7 protein-coding genes are annotated in these 25,879 nt (G+C 59.0%); 6 read left to right on the forward strand and 1 reads right to left on the reverse strand.

What is annotated here, in order from left to right; all coding sequences use genetic code 11:
• Positions 1-53: 53 nt before the first annotated feature.
• Positions 54-6,488 carry a hypothetical protein gene (locus BHC62_RS05700; RefSeq protein ID WP_070994446.1) on the reverse strand — a complete coding sequence of 2,145 codons (6,435 nt, stop codon included), beginning with the start codon at positions 6,486-6,488 and terminating at the stop codon, positions 54-56.
• Positions 6,489-6,760: 272 nt separating this feature from the next.
• Between BHC62_RS05700 and BHC62_RS05705 the strand changes: the two genes are divergently transcribed.
• The 6 genes from BHC62_RS05705 to BHC62_RS05730 all read left to right on the forward strand — a co-directional run bounded on the left by BHC62_RS05705 (position 6,761) and on the right by BHC62_RS05730 (position 25,677).
• Positions 6,761-10,237, forward strand: coding sequence for a Tc toxin subunit A (locus BHC62_RS05705; RefSeq protein ID WP_256324278.1), 3,477 nt, complete (start codon positions 6,761-6,763; stop codon positions 10,235-10,237).
• 9 nt (positions 10,238-10,246) lie between these two features.
• Positions 10,247-15,109: a neuraminidase-like domain-containing protein gene (locus BHC62_RS05710; protein WP_070994448.1), complete on the forward strand. Its 4,863-nt coding sequence runs from the start codon at positions 10,247-10,249 to the stop codon at positions 15,107-15,109.
• Complete coding sequence (locus BHC62_RS05715; RefSeq protein WP_070994449.1) at positions 15,106-19,710, forward strand: SpvB/TcaC N-terminal domain-containing protein; 4,605 nt, start codon at positions 15,106-15,108, stop codon at positions 19,708-19,710. Before BHC62_RS05710 ends, BHC62_RS05715 begins: the two co-directional genes overlap by 4 nt.
• Before the next feature lie 495 nt (positions 19,711-20,205).
• Complete coding sequence (locus tag BHC62_RS05720) at positions 20,206-22,500, forward strand: RHS repeat-associated core domain-containing protein (RefSeq protein WP_176770966.1); 2,295 nt, start codon at positions 20,206-20,208, stop codon at positions 22,498-22,500.
• A gap of 82 nt (positions 22,501-22,582) precedes the next feature.
• Complete coding sequence (locus tag BHC62_RS05725) at positions 22,583-24,349, forward strand: ATP-binding protein (RefSeq protein WP_070994451.1); 1,767 nt, start codon at positions 22,583-22,585, stop codon at positions 24,347-24,349.
• Positions 24,343-25,677 carry a sigma-54 dependent transcriptional regulator gene (locus BHC62_RS05730; protein WP_070994452.1) on the forward strand — a complete coding sequence of 445 codons (1,335 nt, stop codon included), beginning with the start codon at positions 24,343-24,345 and terminating at the stop codon, positions 25,675-25,677. The genes BHC62_RS05725 and BHC62_RS05730 overlap by 7 nt, the downstream gene beginning before the upstream one ends.
• The last annotated feature ends 202 nt before the right edge of the window (positions 25,678-25,879 follow it).

The raw sequence follows: 25,879 nt of genomic DNA on the forward strand, positions 1-25,879 counted from the left end.
TGAATCGGTAGCGTGGCTTTTTTACACCTGTTTCTGTGCCATTGGGTTCGGTTCTACTGCTGGTCGTAGGGACTATTCACACTTAACGACGCGCTCTGGCCCGAATAATAAGAGGTATAGACCCAACCATCGCGGGATGTTTTCTGGTGATACACCACCCCATCTTTGGTGAGGGTCACGGGAAAGCTGGGCAGGATTTCTCCGGTAAACGCCGAGGCAACACGCATACCCTTGTAATAGTACTCTGCAGTTCCACCCATTTGGACCGGCCCGTAGGTTTCCGAGACAGTGCCCTTGTTATGCGCCAGCCCAATCGGCAACACCCGGGAGGTGACATCCCAGGCGGCCACCTTCATTTCCAGCCCGGCATTCACATCGGCACTCGCCTCGGAGCAATCCACCGTCCAAGTCAGCCCGGCTTGCTCCATGACCCGCGCAGTATGACCGACCGGCTGCAGGATCATGCCGTGATCGGCAGCATCGGGTAACCAATCCAGCGTCACCTCCTTGCCGATAATTTCGGTATCAGCCTCAGGCACCACCAGGATCGTGTGCGTTGCCCCCCTACACAAAAGCAAGGGCTCGCCGAAGGATTTTCCACGGAACGCATCCAGTCTGACCTCTACCAGATCCCCCAGGTCGTCTGAAAGCAGTTTTCCCTGCAGGTACCAATCCGGCAGGCTGGGGCTCATCAATTTCAACCCGAAATGCCCTTCGTCACCCAACAACGAGGTGACGGACCAGGACACACTCTGCCCCTCAACGCTGCGTGGCTCTCCCAAGGGTGGAGAAAACACCAGGCCCAAGGCTTGTGCGCCGGCAAAGTCTTCCAACGTGACGGTCGAGCCCAACAGCGGACTGTCCTCGTTGACTTCCAGCTCCAATTCATACCGCCTGCCACGCCGCAGTTGCAGGCCGGCAAAGGCCAGATCAACAGTCTTGTGGTTTAGATAAAGTACGAAGTGCTGATCCCATGGGTTGTCCTCAAGCGCAGTAACGGTGAACCCGACCTGGGTGACAACGCCTTCGTTTTCGCCAGTCATATCAGCGATAACCTGATGCACACCTTCAGTCTGTGGCCGGTAGAGGTATTCAGCCCATCCGAATCTATCGGTGGTGGTGATCGACCATAAAGCCTCCTCCCCATCAACGACCCAACGCACTTGGAGCCCGGCCTGACCTTCTTCGGTTTCAGCGTTCAGCACCTGAAAACGTAGCAATGCTCCCTCATCTTTTCTGACAACGGGTTGAGCCGACACCGGGCTGATCTTATCAATCAGATACCGCGCATCTACCACCTCGAACTCGCGTACAGCCGACCATTCGGATGTGTCCCCATCTACAGCCTGTTGCACTTGAACCCCGTGCCGCCCTAACGCCCAATCAGCCGAAGCACTCCATCGCCAGGACCTGACACCCGGGATCGTCGCCAGCACGTTACTCAGATCATTGACATGGCGTAGCAACAATTGCCCCCCCGTCACCCCGGTGCCGGTGAATTGTGGTTTGCGCGATACGCGGCTGTTGTGTGTAGGCGTCCTGATTTCCGGCGTTTGTGGCCGAGGCATTACGTGAAAGGTATGCGGCTCGCTCCAGGGCGATTGCGGCCCAGTTCCTTTCTGCTGTTTGGCCTGAAGCGCCACGGGGCCTGGTTTGAACGGTTCTTCGATGACGAATTCGAGCGTCCCGTCCTCTTCGGTCACTTGTCCGTGCAGGACCAGCTCACCCTCACCCCGTAGGCTTACCAGCGCCCCAGGCAGGCCTTTTATGCGGATAAGCGGACGGGACGACGACTGCGACCCCGCTAGCGGCAGTTCGAAATACGGTGCGTCGGGTACCGGTTCTCGAATCACGATAAAGACACAGGGCTCGCTCACTACAGACGCAACGCCTTCCACCACCTGGTTCGCAGTCACCTTGTTTGCGTCGTACGGCCAGTCCTGATCAGGTGAGAACACTGCCTCCTTATCCCCGATCACGAACGTTCCGGAAACCTGATGCCCGTTTTCATCAACCAGATTCAAGGTCGCGCCTGCCGAATACACCCCCGTGATCAACAGCGTTTGCCGCAGGTTGTTTGTCTCAGCCAGCGGGACAATCGCCAACCGGGGTGGCCTGACTCGGAATGTCCGAAGGGCCTCCTCAGAGACCAAATCCTGTAAATACACCCGCACCACAATTTCATGGACTCCCGGGCCGTGAGGTAGTGCTTCATGCGCTGTCCAGTGCCCGTCAGGCAAGGGCACGGCGTGCGCCACTTCGACGCCGGTGAGCGGATCGCTTACCACGACAGACGCACCTATGCCCGGCCAGCCACGACTGCCGGAAAGAATGGCTCCGATATCAATGACCTGATCATGTTGGGGATACTCGATGATTGGCGCTTGGATCCGTACGTCGAAGCGACACATCTCACTGGGCTCGGACATGACGTCATTGACTGTCTGAACGGCATAAACCTGATTGACCTTCGCCCAGTTTTTAGACGCAATGAACTGCCGAATCGAACCCTCTTCGGAAAACACGCCAGGTACGGATTGATCGTTCTCATCAAACATCGCCAGCAGCACGTTGCCGCTACCTACATGACGAACCGTAAGGGCCTGGGCTGGCATGGCCGGGTTGGTTGGAGGAAGAATTTCAACGCGATCAGGACGCAGATAGAACCCACGCACCGGCCCTGGGCGGGACTCAATACCTTGTCGCACCTGCATGAGCTGCTTGTGTTTGAACCCGGGTGCCGACCAAGTGTGAATGCCATACCACTGACCGCCCTGCACCGGCCAAGATGCAATGCGCTCGCCATCGGTGTCGAGCAGTACCACCGTAGCGTCCGATACGCCCGTTCCGCTCAACTCAAATTTCAGCGGGTAGTACTCGCCCTCCGCCGGGGCAATGAGTTGCGGGACGGGCGGGCGAGCAATGAAATCGACCGGCGTACTGGGGTTGGAAACGATATCCCCCAATTGCTGGGTCACGGTGATCCGATTCTCATGAGGCCAGGGCTGTGCAGGCACAAACTGGCGAGAAGACCCGCTCCCTGTCATGTGCCCGGTCACTGCATGCCCCTTGTTGTAGACACGCACGGCCACCGCTTCGGAATAGAGCCCCGTAATCTCGAGCATTTGATCCGATTCGGCAGGATGGGCGGGTTTTCCAACTAGGGGAACAGCCAATGAAATATAAAAATGACGAACCGGCCCCGGAGCGGATTCAACGCCATTGACGACTTGCACAACACGCTTTTGCTTGAACCCCGGTATCCAGTGATAGATTCCTGTCCAGAGGGTACCGATGGCCCGCCAGCTCCCCACCACGCTGCCGTCCAGGTTCAACACCTTGACCAGAGCGTTCGGATGACACCGCCCTGTCATTTCGAAATCCTGCTCGTAGTAGCCTCCCTCTTGGGGCGTATCGAATTGAACTGTAAAGGGTCTGGCCGAGAACACGCACATCTCGCTGGGCAAGGACTCTGTGTCATTGACCACCTGTGTCGCCCAGACCTTGTTGGTTCCCGGCGCCCAGTCCAGGTCAGGCACAAAGGTGTAGGTCTCACCGTAGCGGGTAAAGATGCCAGGAACATGATGTCCATCGAGAAACACCTTCACATTCTCGACCGCCGGGTGAACACCGACCAGTGTCAGCGCCTGCGTGGCGTCTGCCGGGTTCGGCGGCTGAATGATCGTCAAAGGCAGCGGTTGCACACAAATCACTCGGGCCTCACTGGCGTCGGAGGCAACCGAATTAACGACCTGGAACACCTTTACCGTATGTTTACCGAATGACCAATCCTGGGCCGGCGTAAACACACGCTCACTGCCGGTTCCCGTAAAAATACCCGGAATTGGCGTGTCATCGTCCCTAAGCATCTGCAAGGTCGCGGCACTCGGATACACATGACTGATCTGCAGCGTCTGGGCTGGCGCTGCCGGGTTGGCCACCAGCGCAATCGAGGGCGGGTCAGGCTTGATAAAAAACGCACGGGCCGGGCTTCTCGCAGAGTCGACATCATTGACCACCTGCATGACCTGCACCCGTGCCTCTCCGGGCACCTGCCAGCGGTGCCGGGCTATCCAGCCATTCCCATCCACCTGCGCCTTGACCAGGATATTACCGTCGATGGCGAGTACATAAACAGTCGCCCCCACGCGACAAGTGCCGCTCAAATGCACCTCGAACGGCTGGTGCGACTTATCCACTGGCTCATTGATCACCGGCGCCAGCGGGCTGACGAAAAAGGTCACGTCATCGCTTCGATTAGACGTCACGCCTGCCACCTGCTGGGTCACCCATACCGATTGCTCTCCCAGCGTCCAGTCTTGAGCGGGCGTAAACAGATAGCGAGAGCCACTGATGACATTACCCGTCACCTGACCTGCGACGTTATAAACCTTCAGCGTAGCGCCAGCCAGGACCCCGCTGATTTGCAACGACTGCCGGGGACTAGGTATAACGGGTTCCAGCAGCACCGGTTTGGGCGGTCGACTGTAAAAGCGACGCTCCAGGAGGGTGGAGAGCAAGCCTCGCCATTGGACATACACACGAAGCGTATGCTCACCCGGCTGCAGCGATAACGCCGTTGAAGTCCAATTCCCATCGGCATCAGGGATGGCCGAGCCCACTTCGTGGTCAATATTGCCGGCGTACAGCACGACCCTGGATCCTGGCCCAACATAGCCTCGCTGCCCGGAAAACGAATCGCCTATATCGACAACCCCGTACTGTGCTGGATAAAGCACCGTCGGTGCTGCAAACACCACATTGAAGGTCACACTGTCGCTGGGATCCGATACAAAACCGTCGACGGTCTGCGTCGCGCTCACCGATTGAGCGCCAATCGGCCAGGCAAGTGTGGGCGTGAACTGACGCGTGCTCCCTGTCCCCGAGAAGGTGCCGGCAACCACGGTGGCGCCCCGGGAAACCGTCACATGGCCCGCCTTGGCATGCACTGCGCTGATCGTCAGCACCTGCGAGGGCAGCGCCGAATGGGGTGGTTGACTGAGTGTTGGCTTGCTCGGCCGGACGGTGAACTTTATGTCCCGCGCCCACCAGGACGCGTGCTGAGGGTTCTTACCCACCTGTCTTGCCGTAATTTCGTAGGCCTGCACGGCCCACGGGCTGTTTGCAGTGACTGACCATGTGCCCTGCGCTTGTACCGTCGCGCTCAACTGAACCCCGCCTCCACCACCGGTATGAAAAACCTCGATGGTTGCCCCCGAAAGACCTCTGCCACTCACCATGGGCCGACCATCGGCTAAAACCGTCACCTCAGTGATCACGGGCACCAGCAGCACGGTGAAGCTCACAGGTGCCGATACTGAAGTCATCCCGTTCACTGTTTGCCTTGCTTCGAGAATCAGGGGATCAGCCGACCAGAGGTCCCTCGTCAGTAGCACGCTCCAACTACTCTGCTGCACGACCGTCGTAGCAAACGGCACATTGAAGCCCCGCTGATAAATGCCGATCAGCGCGCCGCTCACACCGCTCCCGCTCAATATGGGCCGGGCAACCGTAACCAGGCCAGGATTGTTGAGGCCTGGCGGGGCGGGTGCCACGGTAACTATTTTTTCATCCGACCAGTCGGAATAAGCGCCGGTCAGCGGCTCGCGCTGTCGCGCGACGATACGGTACGAACCTGCGGCCCATGCACGGGTTGCCGTCGCCTCCCATGTGACCCCCGATTGCACGGTCGTCAGTTGGACACCACCACCCCCACCGACAAAAAAGATTTCGATAGTCGCGCCCACCAGGGCGCCTCCCCCTGCGACGGACGGTACGCCGCCGACACTCACGCTCACACCTGTGATCATAGGCTTGAGCAACAATACGAAACTGACCCAGTTGGAAGAACCAGACGTTTCGCCGCCCAGCGTTTGCCGCGCGAACACCTCATGAACTCCCTGGCCTATCCAAGGACCAATCGTAATACTCCACGTCCCATCCCGCACTTGACCGGTCCCTAAAGGCAGCCTGATTCCGGCTTGGAACCGCGGCAATAAATCGACCTGCGCGCCCGTTACCCCGGTACCGCGAAGGGTGGGATAAGGCGTCCACTGCGTGCCTGGGCGGGTTATGACCGGAGGCGTCAACACTTGCAATACCGGCGTTACATAAGCCCAGGGGCTATAGGTTGTCGCTTGGAACTCAACCCTTACCGAAATAATGGAAACTGCCTCCGCTGGAACTTCCACGGTGGCCCTCACCTCAGAACGCCAATGCGCCAATAAAAAATAAGAGGTGAAAGAGTTAGCGACTCTGCGCATATGCTGCTTGCCAGCGCTATCCCTATAAAAAAGCTCCACATTCCATTTATGTATCGGAGTGCTCAATGCCCACCCACTGGCCCTAATGACAAAACGCCGTCCCACACTTGCGTTGGCTCTGGGCTCGCTGATATCAGGGGTCGCCCAAAAAAACAGCGGGCCTATCCCTCTCTTACCGTCAGGCTGACGTGCTTGCACAGTGGTGTTGGCGCGATTGTCGCTCATGGCAGGGTACTCCGGTCGCTAACGCCTTCATCGATGTCGCCGGTATATACCGATGCGCGCCCCTTCAGCACCTGTGAAATCTACCAGTTACGACGAATGGCTAAACTCGCGACCTGTCAAGTTTCACAGGTTACAAGCGATTTTTTCTCCACTACCTTGGACCTCGACGTCTCAGTTCCCTTCTCCCGTTCGGATGAGAACCCATGGCCAGCACACGCAACGTTCTGCTCAAGCACCTAGTCGCTGCTGACGCCCAGCCGGTCAAAGGCCAAATGACGTTCGAGGCGGCCCTCAAAGTAATGGACGTGACGTCGGTCTTCGATATCGTTCGATTGTCCCGACCGGACTTCATCCGACAGTTGGCCCTGCACAGCAACGCCAATGGTGCGCAAGCCTACGACAACGCCATGGCCTACGCCTCTGTGCTCGCGCGCCTATACCGCGAACACCGGACGTCGTCGGGCGCATCCCACCCGCTGGCACAGCGCGACGGCGTCAGGGCACTGGTGCCCTATGGTCCGACCTACGCCAATCTATTCAAGGAAAACTGGAGTGAGTTCTGCAAAGTCGGAGCTCTGGCCGCTAACAACTCACCCGGCGCCTATCTGAGCGCACTTCGCGTGTTCATCAAGCAACTGGAAAACACCAGCAGCGATACCTCTCGCCTTTTGCTGGACCGGCGTAGGCCAGACCTCAAGGAGCTGTTGATCACCCACGAGAGCACCTTCACCCCACGCCCAATGCTGGAGATCGTCAACCAGGTGCTGGGCGCTAATCTGCGTCAATATCTGCAACGCGTACCGGCAGACCAAAACAAGACGGTGCACACGGTACTGACTGAACGCCAGTACCCCTTCGAGCTGCCCTACAACTACTACCACCAGCAATGCCTACTGGGCCTAGCGGGAAACAAACCTCGGCTGGGTGAGCTCAGTTACCAGATCAGCGACCGGCTGCCGATTGAACAGAACGCCTTCAACCATTACGGCGCCGTGCAACATACGTCGATGCGGGCCCAGCAATTATTAAATGGGCTGAGTCCACAACAGCAGGCACTGTTGATCGCAGCTTCGCCATTCAGTCATTTTTACCTGAACCGCACTCACCTCGTCGCAGGATGGAAAAGTCCGGCCAACTGTCATCTAAGCCCTCATGCTCCTTTCCCGATGGCTTATCTACTGCCGACGGGACAGCCGGATGTCGGCGTAATCACACCGGCATTGAACGTCCCTGTGTTAGCCGCCAGCGGTTCGAATAATGTCCCTCTGACCTTTCGAAAGCCCGGACAGACCTCAACACATACCGCGACGATTCAATTTGCCAACGCCACCCCTGATAACACCACGCTTTACCGATTCAACTCGCTACAACAGGCGTCACAGGCGAGCCTGTGCGTTAACTTCAAGGCCGTTGGCACGCTCCCCGTACCCACTGCAACAGGCTATACCGCCACATTCGATACACTCATGGCGACGGGTACGATAGCGGCCCCTGTCAATACCGCCAGGCGCCGCTTCACATTGAGCCTGGATGAGCAATACCAGGCGAATGCCCAAGAAAAAGCTTATTTCCTAAGCCTCTACGGCATTGAAATCTCAGGCGCCAATGCCGGCACGCTCACCGACCTCAACATCTTCATGCAACATACGCAGCTACACGCCGAGCAAGTGGAGATGCTGTTGTCGCGGCGCACCTACGCGGTACGCCTGTCGCCCAACTGCCTCAGCAAAAACCTTCAACACCTTGGCCTGCGCGGCGACAGGGACTGCCCTTTTCCCCATGCAAACCACTATGGGGCTTGCTACGTCAACGGCCAGGGTACGGATGGATCCGAGCCGGGCAGCACAGACCTCTCACGTAGGCGCAATCAGTTCGACAACGCCATGGATCTCGTACAGGAGGAAGTCGGTGACGGTAAGACCTGGCATCTGACCAAGACCTCCCTGGACCGTTTTGACCGCCTGCAACGCATGATTCGCCTGCAGCGCTGGACCGGCATCGCCTTCTGCAAACTCGACACATTGGTCGTCAGTGCCATGCGTGCCGAAGGTAAAGAAAACCTGGATTTGCAACTCAACGACAATACCCTGCGGGCACTCGGCGTCTACCGTCACCTGAATCAACGCCACGGCATCGACCCTCAGGAGTTTGCCGCGTTCATGCATTACCTCACCCCCTACACGACGGTCAGGGATGAGCTGGCGTTGTTTGACCAGGTGTTCAATGCGGTCCAGCTCTTCGACACGCCGCTGGTGCTGGACCATGGCGTATTCACCGTCACCGACACGGCATACGCCGCGCGTAAAACCGTGCTGCAACTGTGCGCGGGCCTGGGCTTGAAGCCGACCGATGATGAGTTCCTGCTGATCGCCGCCCACACGCGTAGCCTGTTGGGCAGTCTCAAGCGCGACCTGGCGACCGTGTCCTCGCTGTATCGCCAGGCACGTATCGCCAGGCTCTTTGGCTGTACGGTTGCCCAGTTACTGACGCTGGCCGGCCTACTTGGCGGCCAACCGTTCAGAACCGCGCTGGCCAGCGGTGTGCTGCGCGCCCCCGCCAACGTACACACGCCGGATATTCTGGACGTTTTGATGCAGTTGCAGTGGGCCTTCGACTGGCTCGCCGACAGCCATCAAACCATCGCCCAATTGCAGCAGCGCCTGGGAGCTCCCGTACCGTTGGTACACATTCACGGCGCTACACAGGACACCGCGCCAACCCCGAGCGCCGAGCCCGAACCTGTAACGGATGATATGCGTGCCCGCCTGAACACGCTGCAGGCCGATACCGTTCGCAGCGCGGTCACCGCTGCCGAGGTCAAGGCATTGAACCTGCCCGCGTACAACACTGACAATGCGCCAATGGACTGGCTTGCCTTACTGAACGGCGCACACATACTGGACGCCGCAGGCCTACTGCCAGGGCTTGACCGTGAGTTGACCCTGGTGGACGAACCCCAGGTTTGGTTAAGCCGTTCACTTGACACACTGCTGGCCGCGCAAAAACTCAGCGATGCCGCCAAGCAGTCCAGCAAGCAGCAACTCCTCGCCCTGCTGCTGAACGCCCATGACCGGCAAACCCAACTACTGGCGGATCTTTTCCAAGAAGTCGCCCAACTGCCGGCAGAACGTGCCGTGGCCGTGATCAACTGGGCGAAAACGTCGGTGTATGCCGTGCTGCTCGATGCCCAAGACAACGATAACGCGCTGATAGAGCAGGTCCAACGCATTACCCGGCACGCTGAAATCGTTGTGCAACTGCGCTTGAGCAACCGCGCGTTACGCCTGTTTGTCTGCAATCCCCAGTGGCTGGGCGACTACTCACTCACCAACAGCGAGCCCAGCCTGGCGGATCTGTACCTGTTCGAGCGCTTGAGTCATTGGTTGTATGCACAGGACAAACCCGAAGACACCCTGCTCAGCTACTTCAGCCTCGCCAACCCCGTGCTGAAGCGCCCGACAAAAAAAATCCGTCAACAACTCGCCACCGACGCCAATCTGGAGCTGGCTCGGCTACTGGGTTGGTCGACAGAAGAGGTCGCAGTACTCACCGCGCGCCTGCCCGATGCCATTGCCAAGTCGATGGCCCAGGTGGATTGGGTGCGCCGCTGTCAGGCAACCTGCAAAGCCAGTGGGCTATCGGCCAAAGCGCTGCTGCAAGCCACCGCGTTGCAGGTCGACAGCAGCCTGGATGACTGGAAAATGCTGGGCGACGCCGTGACGGCCGCCAATACCCAAATGCAAGCGTGAGGTGGGACGATGGCGACTTCCTTCGACGGCACACTCAACGAATCCCTGCGCGATGCCATGCTCGCGATGTATTTGCACGAAGCCGTGCCGAAGGATGCCTACATCATCGAACAAAACCTGGTCGATCGTATCAAGACGCCCAGCGACCTCTACGAATACTGGTTGCTGGATGTATTGGTCAGTCAAAACGTGCCCACCAGCCCGGTCGCATGCGCAATTGCCAGTCTGCAACAACTGGTCAACAGCATGATGTTGAACATGGAACCCGGTTATCGAGACAACAGCCTGAGCACCGAGCAGGTCGACACCTGGCAGACGGTGCTCAATCACTATCCGATCTGGGCAGGGTTGCAGCAATTGCAGGATTTTCCGGACATCTACCTGGACCCGACGCTGCGTAAAACCAAGACCGATAGCTTCAAGCAGTTTGAAGCCGACATCACTCAGGCCAAAATTCAGCCTGACACCATCATTTCAGCCCTCATGGCCTACCTCGCGCGGTTCGAGGAAATTGCCAACCTGAACATCTGCAATGGCTATATCGACGGTGACGATTTCGCCAACAGCACCTACTACTTCATCGCCCGATCGCCGGCCGAAAATGCTTATTACTGGCGATCACTGGATATGCGTCAACGTCCGGCAAAGGCCGCGGCGTCACGGGCCGGTGAGGCTCCCTTCAAGTATGACAAGCCGTCGCCCCATGCCTGGACAGATTGGCAGAGGGCCAATGTACCGATCTCCGATAAAGTCCTTGAACATACGATTCGCCCCTGCTGGTTCAACAATCGGCTGTTCGTGGTGTGGGCCCAGGTGGAGTACCCGGACACAGAATTTTTCAGTCCACAGGCGCGGGAAGGCACAGCTCAGGAAACCAGCAAGCCCTACCCGCTGTTCCGCCTGTACGCCAGCTACAAGAAATACGACGACAGTTGGAGCACCCCCCGTGTGTATGCCGAACACACCTGCAAGACACCTGGCCTGATCATCCAGACGCCCGAAGAGATTGCTGCAAACACCCATACGATCGCGGTCTACGACCACTCGACCTCTCCTGAGTCACTAGTACTGATGGTGTACAGCGGCTACCGACAAAACGCCGACCCTAGCGGAGACAAAGATCAATACGACTTTTTAAGGTCGGTGCGCGTCGACAAAAATTACAAAGTCACGCCATTGTTTCCCGCCGCTGGCAGCGTTCTGCCGCCTTTTTCCGAGGAAGCTCTGGAACAAGACTCGAACAGAGATCACGTGCTGTTGATCGGCCATACCTTCGCCAGTAATCAAAAAAATCAAGGCCGCTTTCAATACTGGCTCCCTTCCAGCGTCCCGGTTTTTGGCTCCCTCGTGCACGGCAATCCACCTGTCGATTCGACACTCTGGAATTTTGAGCAACTGCAATCGAATGTCAAAACGCTCGAGAAGGACGTTGATATTGCCTATGACCGGAAAAACTCAAACATCGAGTTGAACGTGCGCCTTCAAGGCAGCTTCGAGCATGTAAGAGAGGAGAATTTCATCCTTTTCGAAGACGATCAAAACACGCGCCCGGTTCTGGAAATAAAACTGACCTTCAACGAAACCAGCTTGCACAAGGGGTCGTATACGCTACTACCCGGTTCTGAATTGATACCTCTCGACAGTGATTTTTTTGACCGCCAAGGTGGGATCTACCTAATTTACGTTTACGCCTCTCGAATCGTGCACGCCATAATTCTCGCAAATGACGGGAAAGATAGGTTTGAGTTGCCCCGTACAGCTGCGGGGCAAACAGCCTCCCTGGCGGGTAAACGTTTGGCAAAAAAAGGCCTTGAGCTGGCGAAAAAAAACCAGGCGTCATTCGATGTAGCGCGCCTAAAACCCGATGAGTCCTATCTGGCCGTCAGCAAAAACAGGCATCACACAAACGCGGGGCCGTTTTTTTACCAGTGTTTTGTCGGCCATCCGCTGGATGTCCAAACCAGCACACTCCCTACGACCTTTGCGCAAATACGCCCGCTGTACGCGAGCGGCATCGAACCTGCCTTGCGCAAAGATTCCTGGCTTAGCTACAGCTTTTCCATCGACCAAGTCACCCATCAGGCCGGCGGCTGGCCAGTGATTTGGCCCGAGAAACAAGAAGACATCAAAATTCCGTTGATCTATGGAGTATTGATCTATGAAGAACGTGCAGCGTTTCCCCCCATGCATCTGGTGGGTGGTGCATTAAAAACTGCGGCCATTACCTGGGGCGCCGAACTCAATACCGAGCTTCAGATCGCTCCCAGCATCAACAGCCTGACGGACCCGACCCAAGGTGACAGTCCGTCCCTGGGCAGGGCGCAGTTCATTGACTTCACCGGCTCCGCCATTGCGTTCAGCGATGGCGAGTTGAGCCACAAAAAGCCCCTGCGGCGTGACCCCATCCGCATGAACACGACCTTCGTGCGCCATCTGATCGGCTTGGCCGAATCCAGTATGGAGTCCCTGCTCAACTGGAATACCCAGCATTTGCCCGAACCGCCGATCGGGGGCAGCCTCGGTGCCGAACCCATGGATTTTTCCGGCGGGTATTCCCTGTACTTCCTGGAGTTGTTCCTGTACTTGCCATGGCTGGTGGCCCACCGCTTGAATCAGGAACAACAGTACGACGACGCTAAACGCTGGCTGGCCTTTTTGTTCAACCCCGCGCGCCAAAGCAATGAGCAGGGACACCCGGGATACTGGCAGTCCGTACCACTTGAAGAGGCGGTATGGCCGACCCAGCCAGATCCCAGCCAGGCGGTGCTTTATCCCTACGACCCACACCGGATTGCCCTGAGTTTCCCGGTGCATCTGCGCAAGGCGTTGTATGGGCTCTACATCGATATCGAATGCAACCAGGCCGATGCCGCTTACCACGAGCTCACACCCGACGGGTTGGCGCAAGCCAAGCTGCGCTACACACATCTGCTCGATATGCTGGGACCACGCCCAGATGTAAGACAGGCAGACGACTGGGTGCCGGTGACGCTGGATCAACTGAGTACCAGCATCAATCCACACCTGCGCACGTTCGAGCAGCAGTTGATCAATGCTCAGCAATCGCTGCACAAGCATCCGCCGGTACATGTCGGCCCCGCCGCGGCCTCGCCTCAGGCACCACTGCTGTGTCTGCGAGCGTTTACGGCGACGCCCGAATTATCCGCCCTCGACAACCCTTACCTGCGTCGTCCATTCAACCCCGAACTTATCCGGCGCTGGGAGCGGATAGAAAGTCGCCTGTACAACCTGCGGCATAATCTGAACATAGACGGCACCCCCTTGAATCTGCCGCTGTTTGCCAGCCCGCTCGACCCTCGCACGCTCCTCAGCGCCCAGCAACAAGGGCTCATCGGCCCAGGGTTGAATCGCTCGCTGACGCCACAGATTCCCCATTACCGCTTCAGCGTCATGTTCGCCCTTGCCCAAAATGCAGTCGACGGCGTGATTCAATTCGGCACGACCCTGCTCTCGTTGATCGAGCGCAAGGAGCAGGCGCAATACCTTGAGTTGCAACAGCGACAGGCGTGGAATCTGGCACGCGTTGCCGTTGATATCCAACTGCAACTGGAAAAAGTAGATGAGGCCAACCGAGAGGCTATGCGAGCCTCCCTGCACATCGTCCAAGGACGCGTCAGCTATTACGACAAGTTGATCAACGATGATGTAAGTGTGGGGGAAAGGCTCGTCGGCGGCCTGCTGCTCAATGCCCGGGTGGCAGAGACCGGCCTGCCAGCGCTGGGTGCTGAGGCTGAATTCTCCAAGCTACCACCGAATATTTTTGGTTTTGCCGTTGGTGGCCAACGCATGGAAGGCGTCTCGCAAGTGCCCATGTATCTCTTGCAAGGGCTTTCGAGTGCCTTGCACGGCCAGGCCGAGGTCCTTGCTCAACATGAACAATTCCGGCGCCGTACCCAGGAGTGGAACCTGGCGCGCGACCAGGCAAAACTGGAGTCGAGGCATATCGAGATGCAACTCAAGGTCCTCGAAGAACAACACCGCGCGACACACTTACAACTGCTCCAGGCACAAACCGCGCTCAACCAGGCCCAAGCCACCCATGCGTTGCTGCTGGGCAACCAACGGTTCAGCCAGTCACAAACCTATGACTGGCTCAACAGCAAATTCAGCGGTTTCTATTACAGCGCCTTCAACGCAGCGCAATCCATCTGCCAGGCTGCCGAAGCCTGCTGGCAATACGAAACCTGCCAGTTCGACCAGACCTTTATCCTTCCTGGCGCGTGGAACAACAGCTACCGCGGCCTGGGTGCAGGTGAGGCGCTGAAAATGGGTTTGCAACAGATGTACCGCGAATACGTGCAGCACAACGTGCGGGATCTGGAAATCCGTAAAACCCTGTCGCTCAAAGACCTCAAGGCCAGGGACCCGGACTCCACGCTCAACAAAAGCTGGGAAGAGGTCAAAGCAGCACTGCTCAACACCGGCAGTTGCGAATTCGAAGTGACGCAAAAAATGCTCGACGATGACTACGATGGGCAAAACCATTACCTGCGCCGCATAAAAACCATCAGCGCGTCCTTCCCTGTCGTGCTCGGGCCTTATGAAGACATCAGGGCAATTCTGACGCAGTCCTACAGCAAGGTTGAACTGTTACCTTCCGTGGGCACAAACATCAGGGAAAACCTGAAGGCCAACCAACAGATCGCGCTTTCCCATGGGGTTAACGATGACGGTCAGTTCCAACTCAACTTTCAAGATGAGCGCTACCTGCCGTTCGAATACACCGGAGCCGTTTCCCGTTGGCGTTTGACCTTTCCAAACGCGCCGGAACAAAGAGGGGCCCTGAACTCGCTGACCGACATCATCTTTCACCTCAGCTATACGGCAAGATCCGGCGGGAGTATGCAATGACGGGGCAAACACCGCTGCAGATTGAATCGCCCGCCCTACCCAAAATGGGCGGCAGCGTCCAGAGCATCGGCAAAGGCTGGGGGGCCATCGGCACCGGGGGTGAGGCCGGCCTGAGCGTGGCATTGCCGATTTCCCAGGGACGAGGGTTTGCTCCGACACTGGAGTTAGGCTACAGCAACCAGGCCGGCAATAGCATGTTCGGCATGGGATGGACCGTGAACGTCAATGCCATCACCCTGCGTACCACCCAAGGGGTGCCGCACTATGACGGTACCGACCAGGTGGTCGGGCCCGATGGCGATGTATGGATGCCTGAGCGTGCCGATGACGGCAGCCTGATTGCCAGCACCATCTCGACCTACAACGGCGTCTACACCGGCGCGCCACACCAGGTGGTGCGCCACTGGCCCAGGGTAGAAGGCGAACATGCGCTGATCGAACATTGGTCCTGCGCCGAGGATCCGTCTGGGTTCTGGCTGGTGCACAGTGCAGACGGCGGCCTGCACCTTTACGGCAAGAACGCCGAGTCACGCCGCTTTGCCCCCCTAGCCCCGGAACATGTCGGTGCCTGGTTGATCTGCGAGAGCCTCAACCCCTTCGGCGAACATATCGTCTATGAATACAAACACGAACAGGAACCCCCTGCCCCGCCGGACATGCGCGATTATCGCGCCCAGCGTTACCTCAAGCGTGTCCACTATGGCAACGCAACAGCCTACGAGCATCTATACGGCTGGAACGAGGACAGTTGGAAGCAGCAACACTGGCACTTTCACTTGGTATTCGATTACGGCGAGCACAGCACCGACCCGCAGGCCGCCCCCACCTTTGACGAACAGCGTGCCTGGCCCGCGCGCGCCGACCCCATCTGGAACCAAGCCTATGGCTTTGAAATAGGTACCCGGCGCCTGTGCCGGAACATACTGATGTTCCACGCATTTGCCGGTGAACTGGGGCCGGTGCCGATGCTCGTGCAGCAACTGATGCTGGAACATCGACAGAGCCCGTGGGGCTACAGCCTGCTGGCCGCCACCCATGCGCTGGCATACGACAGCCTCGGACAGGCGGAGCGCCGGCCACCGACCGAGTATGACTACACTCCCTTCACCCTGTCCCCCAGCGCCCCAGGCTGGTCCCGGTTCGACGCGATGCCGGGGCTCGACGACGGCTATTCTTACCAACTGGTGGACTTGTACGGCGAAGGGCTGCCAGGAGTGCTGTCTTGCCAAGACAAGGCTTGGTATTACCGCGAACCTCTACGTGACGCCACCGGGGGCGACCAGCTGCGTTATGGCGAATGGGCGCGCCTGGAACATATCCCCGTCGCCAATACCGGCAAAGCAGTCCATCAATCACTGGCCGACCTGACCGGCGACGCCAGGCTCGACTGGATCGTGTCGGCGCCCGGCATGCATGGCTACTTCACGCTGGACCCCGATCGCGAATGGTCACACTTCGTGCCCTTCAACGCGTTTCCCAAGGAATTTTTTCATCCTGCCGCGCAGATGGCCGACCTGATCGGTAACGGCCTGAGCGACATGGTGCTGATCGGTAGCCGCAGCGTGCGCCTGTATGCCAACCGACGTGACGCGGGATTCGCGCCGGGGCTCGATGTACCTCATCCGCAGGACCAGTACGAGGGCGATGAGCTACCGCTTGCAGGTACCAGTCCCACGCAGTTGGTGGCATTCGCCGATGTGCTGGGAAGTGGCTCCGTGCAGTTGGTGCGCATACGCCACGATGAGGTCAAATGCTGGCCGAACCTGGGGCACGGGCGTTTCGGCAAAGGGTTTGTGCTATGTACGCTGCCCTTCAACTCTACCCAGTTCAATGCTGAACAGATACGGCTGACGGATCTTGACGGTTCCGGCGCGGCCGATCTGATTTGCCTGACACCCGATGCCGTCAAAGTATTCATGAACCACGCGGGCAGCGGCTATCTCAGCACCCCGGTGGAACTGCCTTGGCCCGACGGGGTGCGCTATGACCGTTTCTGTCAGGTCAGCACCGTGGACCTGCAAGGCATAGGATGCGCCAGCCTGGTGTTGACCGTACCCCATATGACACCGCGCCATTGGCGTTACGACTTTGTAGACTCCAAGCCCTATTTGCTGAGTACGACCTGCAACAACATGGGCGCCCGCACCCATGTGACCTACCGCAGCTCAGCCCAGGAATGGCTGGATGAAAAGCAGGAGAAACAGAGCGATGCCCTGTCCGCGCCGGTCGCCCACTTGCCGCTGACCCTCAATCTGGTTAAGCACATCGCACTGATCGACGAAATCAGCGGCACCCGTCTGACACAAAGTTACGCTTACCGAGCTGGCCATTACGACAGCGTAGAGCGCGAGTTTCGTGGCTTTGGCCTGTTGTTGCAAACCGATACCGAAGCGACGCCATCACAGCGTGTTCAAGCAGGCTTCAGCGCGCCGCTGCTGAGCAAGACCTGGTTCCACACGGGCATCGAGATAGACCCGCCCTGCGACGGCAGTAGCGTCCATGACCCGCAGGCCGTGCCCCTCAACCCAACGCTGGTGTGCACCGGCCATCCCGACGACAAAGCCACGCGATTACCCTGGGCACCGGACGAGCAGATGGCCCGCGAAATCGCGCGCAGCTTGAGTGGCCGGGTATTACGCAGCGAGCTGTTCAACGCTGACGACCCGCGCGCGCCCTATGCAGTCATTGAACACCGTGCGTGTGTTGGCATACTTCGGCCCAAGGGCCCGCACCAACCGTATGCGGTCGTCCAGCCCGATAATCTGGAAACCATCAGTTACCAATATGAACCACACATCCCCGATGATCCGCTCTGCCAGCACCTGCTCAATCTTGCGTGGGACGAATACGGCAACGTCACACATGCCGTCACCGTGTACTACGCCCGGCGCAAGACCGCCAACGACGAGCCGCCCTTCAGCGACGAACATCAACAGCAATGGTGGCGTGACGCTCATGATGACGCACAGCAAAAGTGGTACCTGACCCAGGAGAAGGCTCAGTACATTCACCACTTGGGCGAGGCGCAAGCCAACCTCCAGGCCTGGCGCCTGAACCTGCCTTACCTGGCGCGCAGCAACGCGCTGGTGCTGGAAAAATCGACCCTGAGTGCAGCCGACATCAACCATGAGAACCTGCGGGTCCGAACTTTGGACAACAGCGAATGGGCCAGGCAAGCGGTACTCACCAGCATGTCCCGTCAGTTCTACATGGACACGCTCAGCAACCAGCCGTTGGCCGAGGGCAAGGCTTCATTTCAGGCCCTGGTCGCCCACCGTGAAAGCGCAGAACTGGACGCCAACGCTTTGGGGGCTTATGACCGACTGCTCGAAGAACGCGCCAACCCGCCGTTCAACCTCAAACAGCTACTGGAATCACCGCAAGTCGGTTACCACATCATGCAACCTTGCCTTCCCACTGTGCCGAACCGGCCCTTTCAGCACAGCGACAATGCGAAGGATTATTTGTGGTGCATCCATCAGGGGTTCCCCGAGTACGAGGGGCCAAGCGGCTTCCATGCCCTGCGCAGCTACCGTCAAACCCGCAGCCATGGCGTCACCACGTTGACCCGTGACCGTTACAACTGCTTGATCACTGCCGTACAGCTGCCTGATGGCTGTACCACGCGTATCCTCGACATCGACTACCGGACGTTGCTGCCCGGCACCCTCGAAGATGCCAATCGCAACCTTCAACAAGCACGCTATACCGGTTTTGGTGAACCCTTCGTCACCACGGTCCACGGCACTGAAAAGGGCGTACCCAGCGGGTTTCATCCCTTGGACAGCGATACCCTGACAGGCGATCGTGACCCGCGTGTCGCACTCGAAAACAAGCAGAGCGCCTTGGGTAAATTCGCCAGCGCCGGTTTCTGGGACCTGTTCAGTTGGATGGGATGTATAGACCGTGCGGTGTTGCCTTTGCCCGCATGGATGAACTGGGCCACGCAAGAAGGTTTTATCTTGCCCAGCGGACACTTTTATGACCGTGCCCGGCGCCATCTGGGCACCCTGAAAAACCCCGATGCTAATGAACGACTTCTCAAAGAACTGATTGACGCGGCGCCCCGTGAGCCGGTGTACAGGGTCACGCTGATAGCCGACCAGTTTGCGGATCAAGCAGCACCTGTGCAGATACGCGCGAGCATTACCTGCCTGGACGGCTTTGGCCGAACCTTGCAAACCAAGCAGGAAGTCGAGCCCGGCATGGCCTGGTGCGTCGGTGACGACGGCGCACTGTTGCTCAACCCCGATGGCAGCCCGAAGGAAGCGCTGGCAGCCCGGCGCTGGCGGATCAGCCAACCGGTCGAATACAACAACAAGGGGCTGGCGGTGCGTGAGTACCGTCCCTATTTCGCGGATAAATGGCGCTACATCAATGACCGCTCAATGCGCCAACACGCCCTGCATGACCAGCAGTTTTACGATGGCCTTGGTCGCCCGACCCACACGGTGCTGGCCAGAACAATGCTCCAGGGCGACCCGGCCCAGGAACAGCCATTGCGCCGCGAGACCTGGTACTGGCTGTGGAACACAGTAGCGTTCGACGAAAATGACTTGTTTGTTCCACCTGCCGCCGCGCGACGGCATCAAGTGCCTTGAGAGCATGACACCATGAACCTCTGCACACCCACCCTCAACGTGATCGACAACCGCAGCCTCAATGTCAGGCAAGTACACTATTGTCAGTTGCCCAACGCCGCTCAAGCCCAGACGCGCGTGCACCGCCGACACTACGACGCCGCCGGACACCTCTTGAGCGAACACGACCCGCGCCTGAGCGCCGCAACCCCTAATCAGACCCACCTGCACAGCCTGAGCGGCGCGCGCCTGCTCAGCCAGAATGTCGACGCTGGCTGGCGCATTGAACTGCGTGGGCAAGCCGCACAAGTGGTACGCCAATGGGACCAACGCGGCGGTCAATGGCAGACCGACTACGACCCACTGCTTCGCCCCATCGCTCGGCACGAATGGTCTGGCCAGCTACCTCGTCGCACCTTGGAGCACTTGGTCTATGGCGATAATTCGCAAACGTCAGCCCAGCACAATCAGTGCGGTCGACTGATTCAGCATTTTGATACTGCCGGCTCAGTGGCCATGCCCGACTACGGGTTGTTATCGGCGCCCCTGACTCAAGTGCGTTGCTTTGTGCAAGGCCTGGAACCGGTGGACTGGCCGCTCAGCCAACTGGAACCGAACGACCACACCACGCATTGGCAGTACAACGCGCTCAATGAAGTGCTAATGCAAACCGACGCTAAAGGTCATCGCCAGCTATACGCCCTGGATATTGCAGGCCAACTCAAGAGCGCGTCTTTGCAGCTCAGGCATGCAGCCGTGGCGCAGACTGTCATCGACACCTTGCATTACAACGCGGCAGGCCAACCACTGGGGCACAGGGCTGGAAACGGGGTGTCGAGTCATCTGGCGTTCAACCCCAGCGATGGACGGCTGGTGCATATCAAGGCGGTGAAAAGCGCTCAGGTGTTCCAGGACATGAGCTATGAATACGACAGCGTCGGCAACATCGTCTCCTTGAACGACCATGTTCAGCCCACACGATACTTTTCCAATCAGCGTGTCGACGGTTCGCGGCAGTTCACCTACGACAGCCTCAATCAGTTGATCACGGCCACCGGTGCTGAAACTGTCGGCGCCACGACCCGGCCACAATTGCCCGACCTGATCACCCCAATCGATCTCACCCGACGCAGCCGCTACACCCAGCACTACACCTATGACGACGGCGGCAACCTGACCAAGCGGGAGCACATCAGCCCGATTCCCGGCCAGAGCCACACCTGTGTGATGGACATTGCTCCCCAAAGCAATCGCGCAGTGAGCTGGACACGCAGCGACTCGACAGCCCTTACGATGGATTACGACGTCAATGGCAATCTGCAAGCATTGCAACCCGGCGCACAACCCTTGCAGTGGAACCTGCTGGACCAATTGCAACGCGTGACGATGTTGCACCGAGAAGAAGCCGAAGACGATTTTGAACACTATCTCTACGCCAGTGACGGTCAGCGTATGTACAAATGGCGAAGCACTCGCGCCGCTTCGGTCACCCATATTCACAAGCAGTACTACCTGCCGGGGCTTGAAGTTCGCACTCAAGACGGACGCGAATCGCTGCATGTCATCAATCTGCAGGCGGGCATTGGCCAGGTGTGCTGCCTGCACTGGCCTGAAGGGGCACCCGACGGTATTGAGCAAGACGCCCTGCGTTACAGCCTGAGGGATCATCAGGACTCCAGCCTGATCGAGCTGGACGGTGAAGCTCAATTGATCAGCCAGGAAGCGTATTACCCCTTTGGCGGCACAGCGTGGTGGGCCGCTCGTTCACAAGTGCATGCCAGCTACAAGACACTGCGCTACAGCGGCAAGGAGCGTGACAGCAGTGGCCTCTATTACTATGGCGCGCGTTATTACGCCCCCTGGTTATCACGCTGGATCAATGCAGACCCCAGCGGAACCGCAGATGGTCTGAACCTGTACTGCATGGCTCATAACAACCCGATCAACAAGGTCGACGGCCGGGGGGAAAACGCCGAAATTGCCTACCTGATCGCAGGCACTGCCACCCTGGTCGCGATTGGCGCGGCGGCCCTGCTTAGCAAAAAAGCGTCACCGTCGCTGGGTGCTGAAACGGTGCTGCCACCGCTTGATTTTGAACTGCATCCGACCGAGCGGGAAAACCTGCAGGCGTTCAATAAACAATCTCCCACTGGCCAGTCCGTAGAGGTCAGAAAGCTGGGGGATGGATCTGTATGGGCCTATAGACCCAAGAACCTCACCCACGCCACAAACCTGTCGAATGCCAGTGACATCAACTTACAAAAGCAAATCAGCAAGCCGGGTTACCCCGCCATCAAACTGCGGGAGGCCCCACCACCACCGGCGAAGAAGGCCGCTGCACCCACCCCCTACACAGCATTTGAAGTCGCTACGACAACCAAAGCCAGTTCAAAAAAAGCCGAACGCATAGCGGCTGTCGAAGAGGTTGTGCAAGCCAGCGTGCAGTCGACTTCCACCGGGCCGGTTGGCGCCGAGGTCGACGAAACTCAATTTAGACTCAGCCGCCACTTTCAAAAATGGTCCCCAGAGCAACAAGCAAAAATAACAGGTGTGCTGGACGAAATCAGAATCTCTAGGTTTGCAGCCAACAATCACAGATACAGCCACGACAGAGAAGTGGATCAAAACATCCCAGTCGAGATGGGCAAGCCAAAGGTCATGCGCGATATCCACACCGTGGACGTCACCTTCTTTGATGGCGCGGCAGGCGGGCGAGGCGATTGGCGATTGGTCATGTACCTGATCGATGGGGTGTACTACCCGCAACGCATGGCTAGCCATAGGGATATCGTCAACCGGGCCAGGAGATAGACATGCCTTGAGTGACCAAACCTGCTGCAGGCCACTGCTCACATGCTATGGTGCGATCCCCGTTTCCATCGTTAGCCATAGCATGATGCTGACTTCCCGCCCGTTGCGCTTGACGCTGTACACTTTGCTGATCATCGCTGGCGCCATTGGCGCAGCCACACTGGCCATCCGCCATGCCGAACGCCAGGCTCTGGTGGATGATGCTGCCCGCGCCAATCAGCAATTGGCCTTGTATGCCAATTCCTTGCACACCCTGATCGAACGTTACCGCGCCCTGCCCGCCGTGCTGGCCCTGGACTCGGAAATGATCCGCGCCCTGAAAAGCCCGCTGGATCCGGCGACCCAGGAGGTGCTCAACCACAAACTGGAGCGCATCAACGGCGCTGCGCAGTCTTCGACCCTGGAATTGATGGACCGTACCGGCCTGGCCGTGGCTGCCAGTAACTGGCGCTTGCCCAGCAGTTATGTCGGCCACAACTATGCGTTTCGTCCCTACTTCAGCCAGACCCGCAGCCAGGGCACCGGGCGTTTTTATGCGGTGGGGGTGACCACCGGGATTCCGGGGTATTTCCTCTCCAGCGCCGTGGTGGATGAGCAGGAACAATTCCTCGGTGCCATGGTGGTCAAGCTGGAATTTCCGGAGCTGGAGCGCGAATGGGCCCAGGGCGACGACCTGCTGCTGGTCAGCGATGCCCGGGGCATCGTGTTTATCGCCAATAAACCCGGATGGCGTTATCGCAACCTGCGCCCGCTGTCGGCCAACGATCTGGCCGAACTCAAGGCCACGCGTCAATACGACAAGAAACAACTGCAGCCCCTGGACACCCAAACCTTGCAGCGCTTCGACGAAAACAGTCACCTGGTCCGCGTGGCCGGCCCTGAAGGCAACGCCAACTACATCTGGGAATCCCTGCCGCTCAAAGCCGAAGGCTGGACCCTGCACCTGCTGCGCAAACCCCAGGTGGCCTTTGAAGATCAGCGTAACGCCGGCCTCGCCGCCGCCGGCCTGTGGTTGGCGCTGGTGTTCCTGCTGTTGTTCCTGACCCAGCGTTGGCGCCTGGCCCGCTTGCGCCAGCGCAGCCGCGAAGAACTGGAGCGCCTGGTGCAAGAGCGTACCCAGGCCCTGCGCACCGCCCAGGATGGCCTGGTGCAATCGGCCAAGCTGGCGGCGCTGGGGCAGATGTCTGCGGCCCTGGCCCATGAAATCAACCAGCCGCTGACCACCCAGCGCATGCAACTGGCGACCTTGCGCCTGCTGCTTGATCACGGGCGCATCGACGACGCGTACCAGGCGCTGACGCCATTGGACGACATGCTCACCCGCATGGCCGCCCTGACCGGCCATCTGAAAACCTTCGCCCGCAAAAGCCCCAGCGGCCTGCGCGAACGCCTGGACCTGGCGACCGTGGTCGACCAGTCTCTGCACTTGCTCGACGCCCGCCTGCGCGACGAAGCCATCGGCACTGTGCTTGACCTGACCCGCCCGGCCTGGGTACGCGGCGACGCCATTCGTCTGGAACAGGTGCTGATCAACCTGCTGCGCAATGCCCTGGACGCCATGGCCAACAAACCGCGCAAGCGCCTGGAAATCCGCCTGCACGCCGATCAACAACTGTGGCACCTGAGCGTCAGCGACAGCGGCGGCGGCATCGCCGAGGAGCACCTGAACAACGTGTTCGACCCGTTCTTCACCACCAAGCCGGTGGGTGACGGGCTCGGTCTCGGGTTGGCGGTGTCCTACGCTATCGTGCATGAACTGGGGGGGCGCCTGAGTGTTGCCAATCAGGGCGACGGCGCCGTATTCACCCTGACCCTGCCCATCGCACTGGAGGCGCCAGACCTATGCTGAACGCGGTGATCGTGGTTGATGACGAAGCCAGCATCCGCACGGCCGTGGAACAGTGGCTGAACCTCTCCGGGTTCGAGGTGCAGTTGTTCAGCCGCGCCGAGGACTGCCTGGCGCAACTGCCCAGGGATTTCCCCGGGGTGATTCTCAGTGACGTGCGCATGCCGGGCCTCAGCGGCCTGGAGCTGCTGGCCGAGGTGCAACGACGCGATGCCGACTTGCCGGTGATCCTGCTGACGGGCCACGGTGACGTGCCAATGGCCGTCGAGGCGATGCGCGATGGCGCCTACGACTTCCTGGAAAAACCCTTCAGCCCCGACGCCCTGCTCGCCAGCCTGCGCCGGGCCCTGGACAAGCGCGGGCTGATCCTGGAAAACCGTCGCCTGCACCAGCAGGCCGATCATCGGGCCAAGCTGGAGTCGAGCCTGCTGGGGGTGTCCCGCAGCCTGCAGACACTGCGCCGCCAGGTCCTGGATTTGGCGGCCCTGCCGGTCAACGTGCTGATCCGTGGCGAGACCGGCAGCGGCAAGGAACTGGTCGCCCGCTGCCTGCACGACTTCGGGCCCCGGGCGAAGAAGCCGTTTGTCGCGCTCAACTGTGCGGCAATTCCCGAGCAACTGTTTGAAGCCGAACTGTTCGGCCATGAAAGCGGCGCCTTCACTGGCGCCCAGGGCAAGCGTATCGGCAAGCTGGAGTACGCCGACGGCGGCACGTTGTTTCTCGACGAGATCGAAAGCATGCCCCTGGCCCAGCAGGTGAAACTGCTGCGGGTGCTGCAAGAGCAGAAGCTCGAGCGCCTGGGCTCCAACCAGAGCATCAAGGTCGACCTGCGCATCATTGCCGCGACCAAGCCCGACTTGCTGGACGAAGCCCGCGCCGGGCGGTTCCGTGAGGACCTGGCCTACCGCCTGACCGTCGCACAATTGCGCCTGCCGCCGCTGCGCGAACGCCGCGAAGATATTCCGCTGCTGTTCGAACACTTTGCCCAGAGCGCCGCCGACCGCCTGGGCCGCGCGGCCGCCCCCCTCAGCGGGCCGCAGCTGGGGCGACTGCTCAGCCATGACTGGCCCGGCAACGTGCGCGAGTTGGCCAACGCTGCCGAACGCCAGGTACTGGGCCTCGGTGAGCCGGAGCCGGAGGGTATCGAGGCCGGGCAGTCCCTGGCAGCGCAGCAGGAAGCGTTCGAGGCGCACTGCTTGAAAGCCGCGCTGACCCGGCACAAGGGCGATATCAAGGCGGTGCTGGCCGAGCTGCAACTGCCACGGCGTACGTTCAATGAAAAGATGCAGCGCCATGGGCTGACCCGGGAAATGTTTCTGTCGATGGACTGAGGGGGGCTGCTGGAGGCCTCATCGCCGGCAAGCCAGCTCCTACCGAATGTATTCGCAAATCAAAATGTAGGAGCTGGCTTGCCAGCGATAAGCACAGCCGCAATAAGCGGATTTCCGCTCATCACCCAGAAATCATCAGCGACTTTCCGCTCAAAAAATCCCCCCCAACCCTTCTAAACCGGGCCTTCACCTGCTTGGCACA

Source organism: Pseudomonas sp. 06C 126 (assembly GCF_001855215.1).
GTDB lineage: Bacteria > Pseudomonadota > Gammaproteobacteria > Pseudomonadales > Pseudomonadaceae > Aquipseudomonas > Aquipseudomonas proteolytica.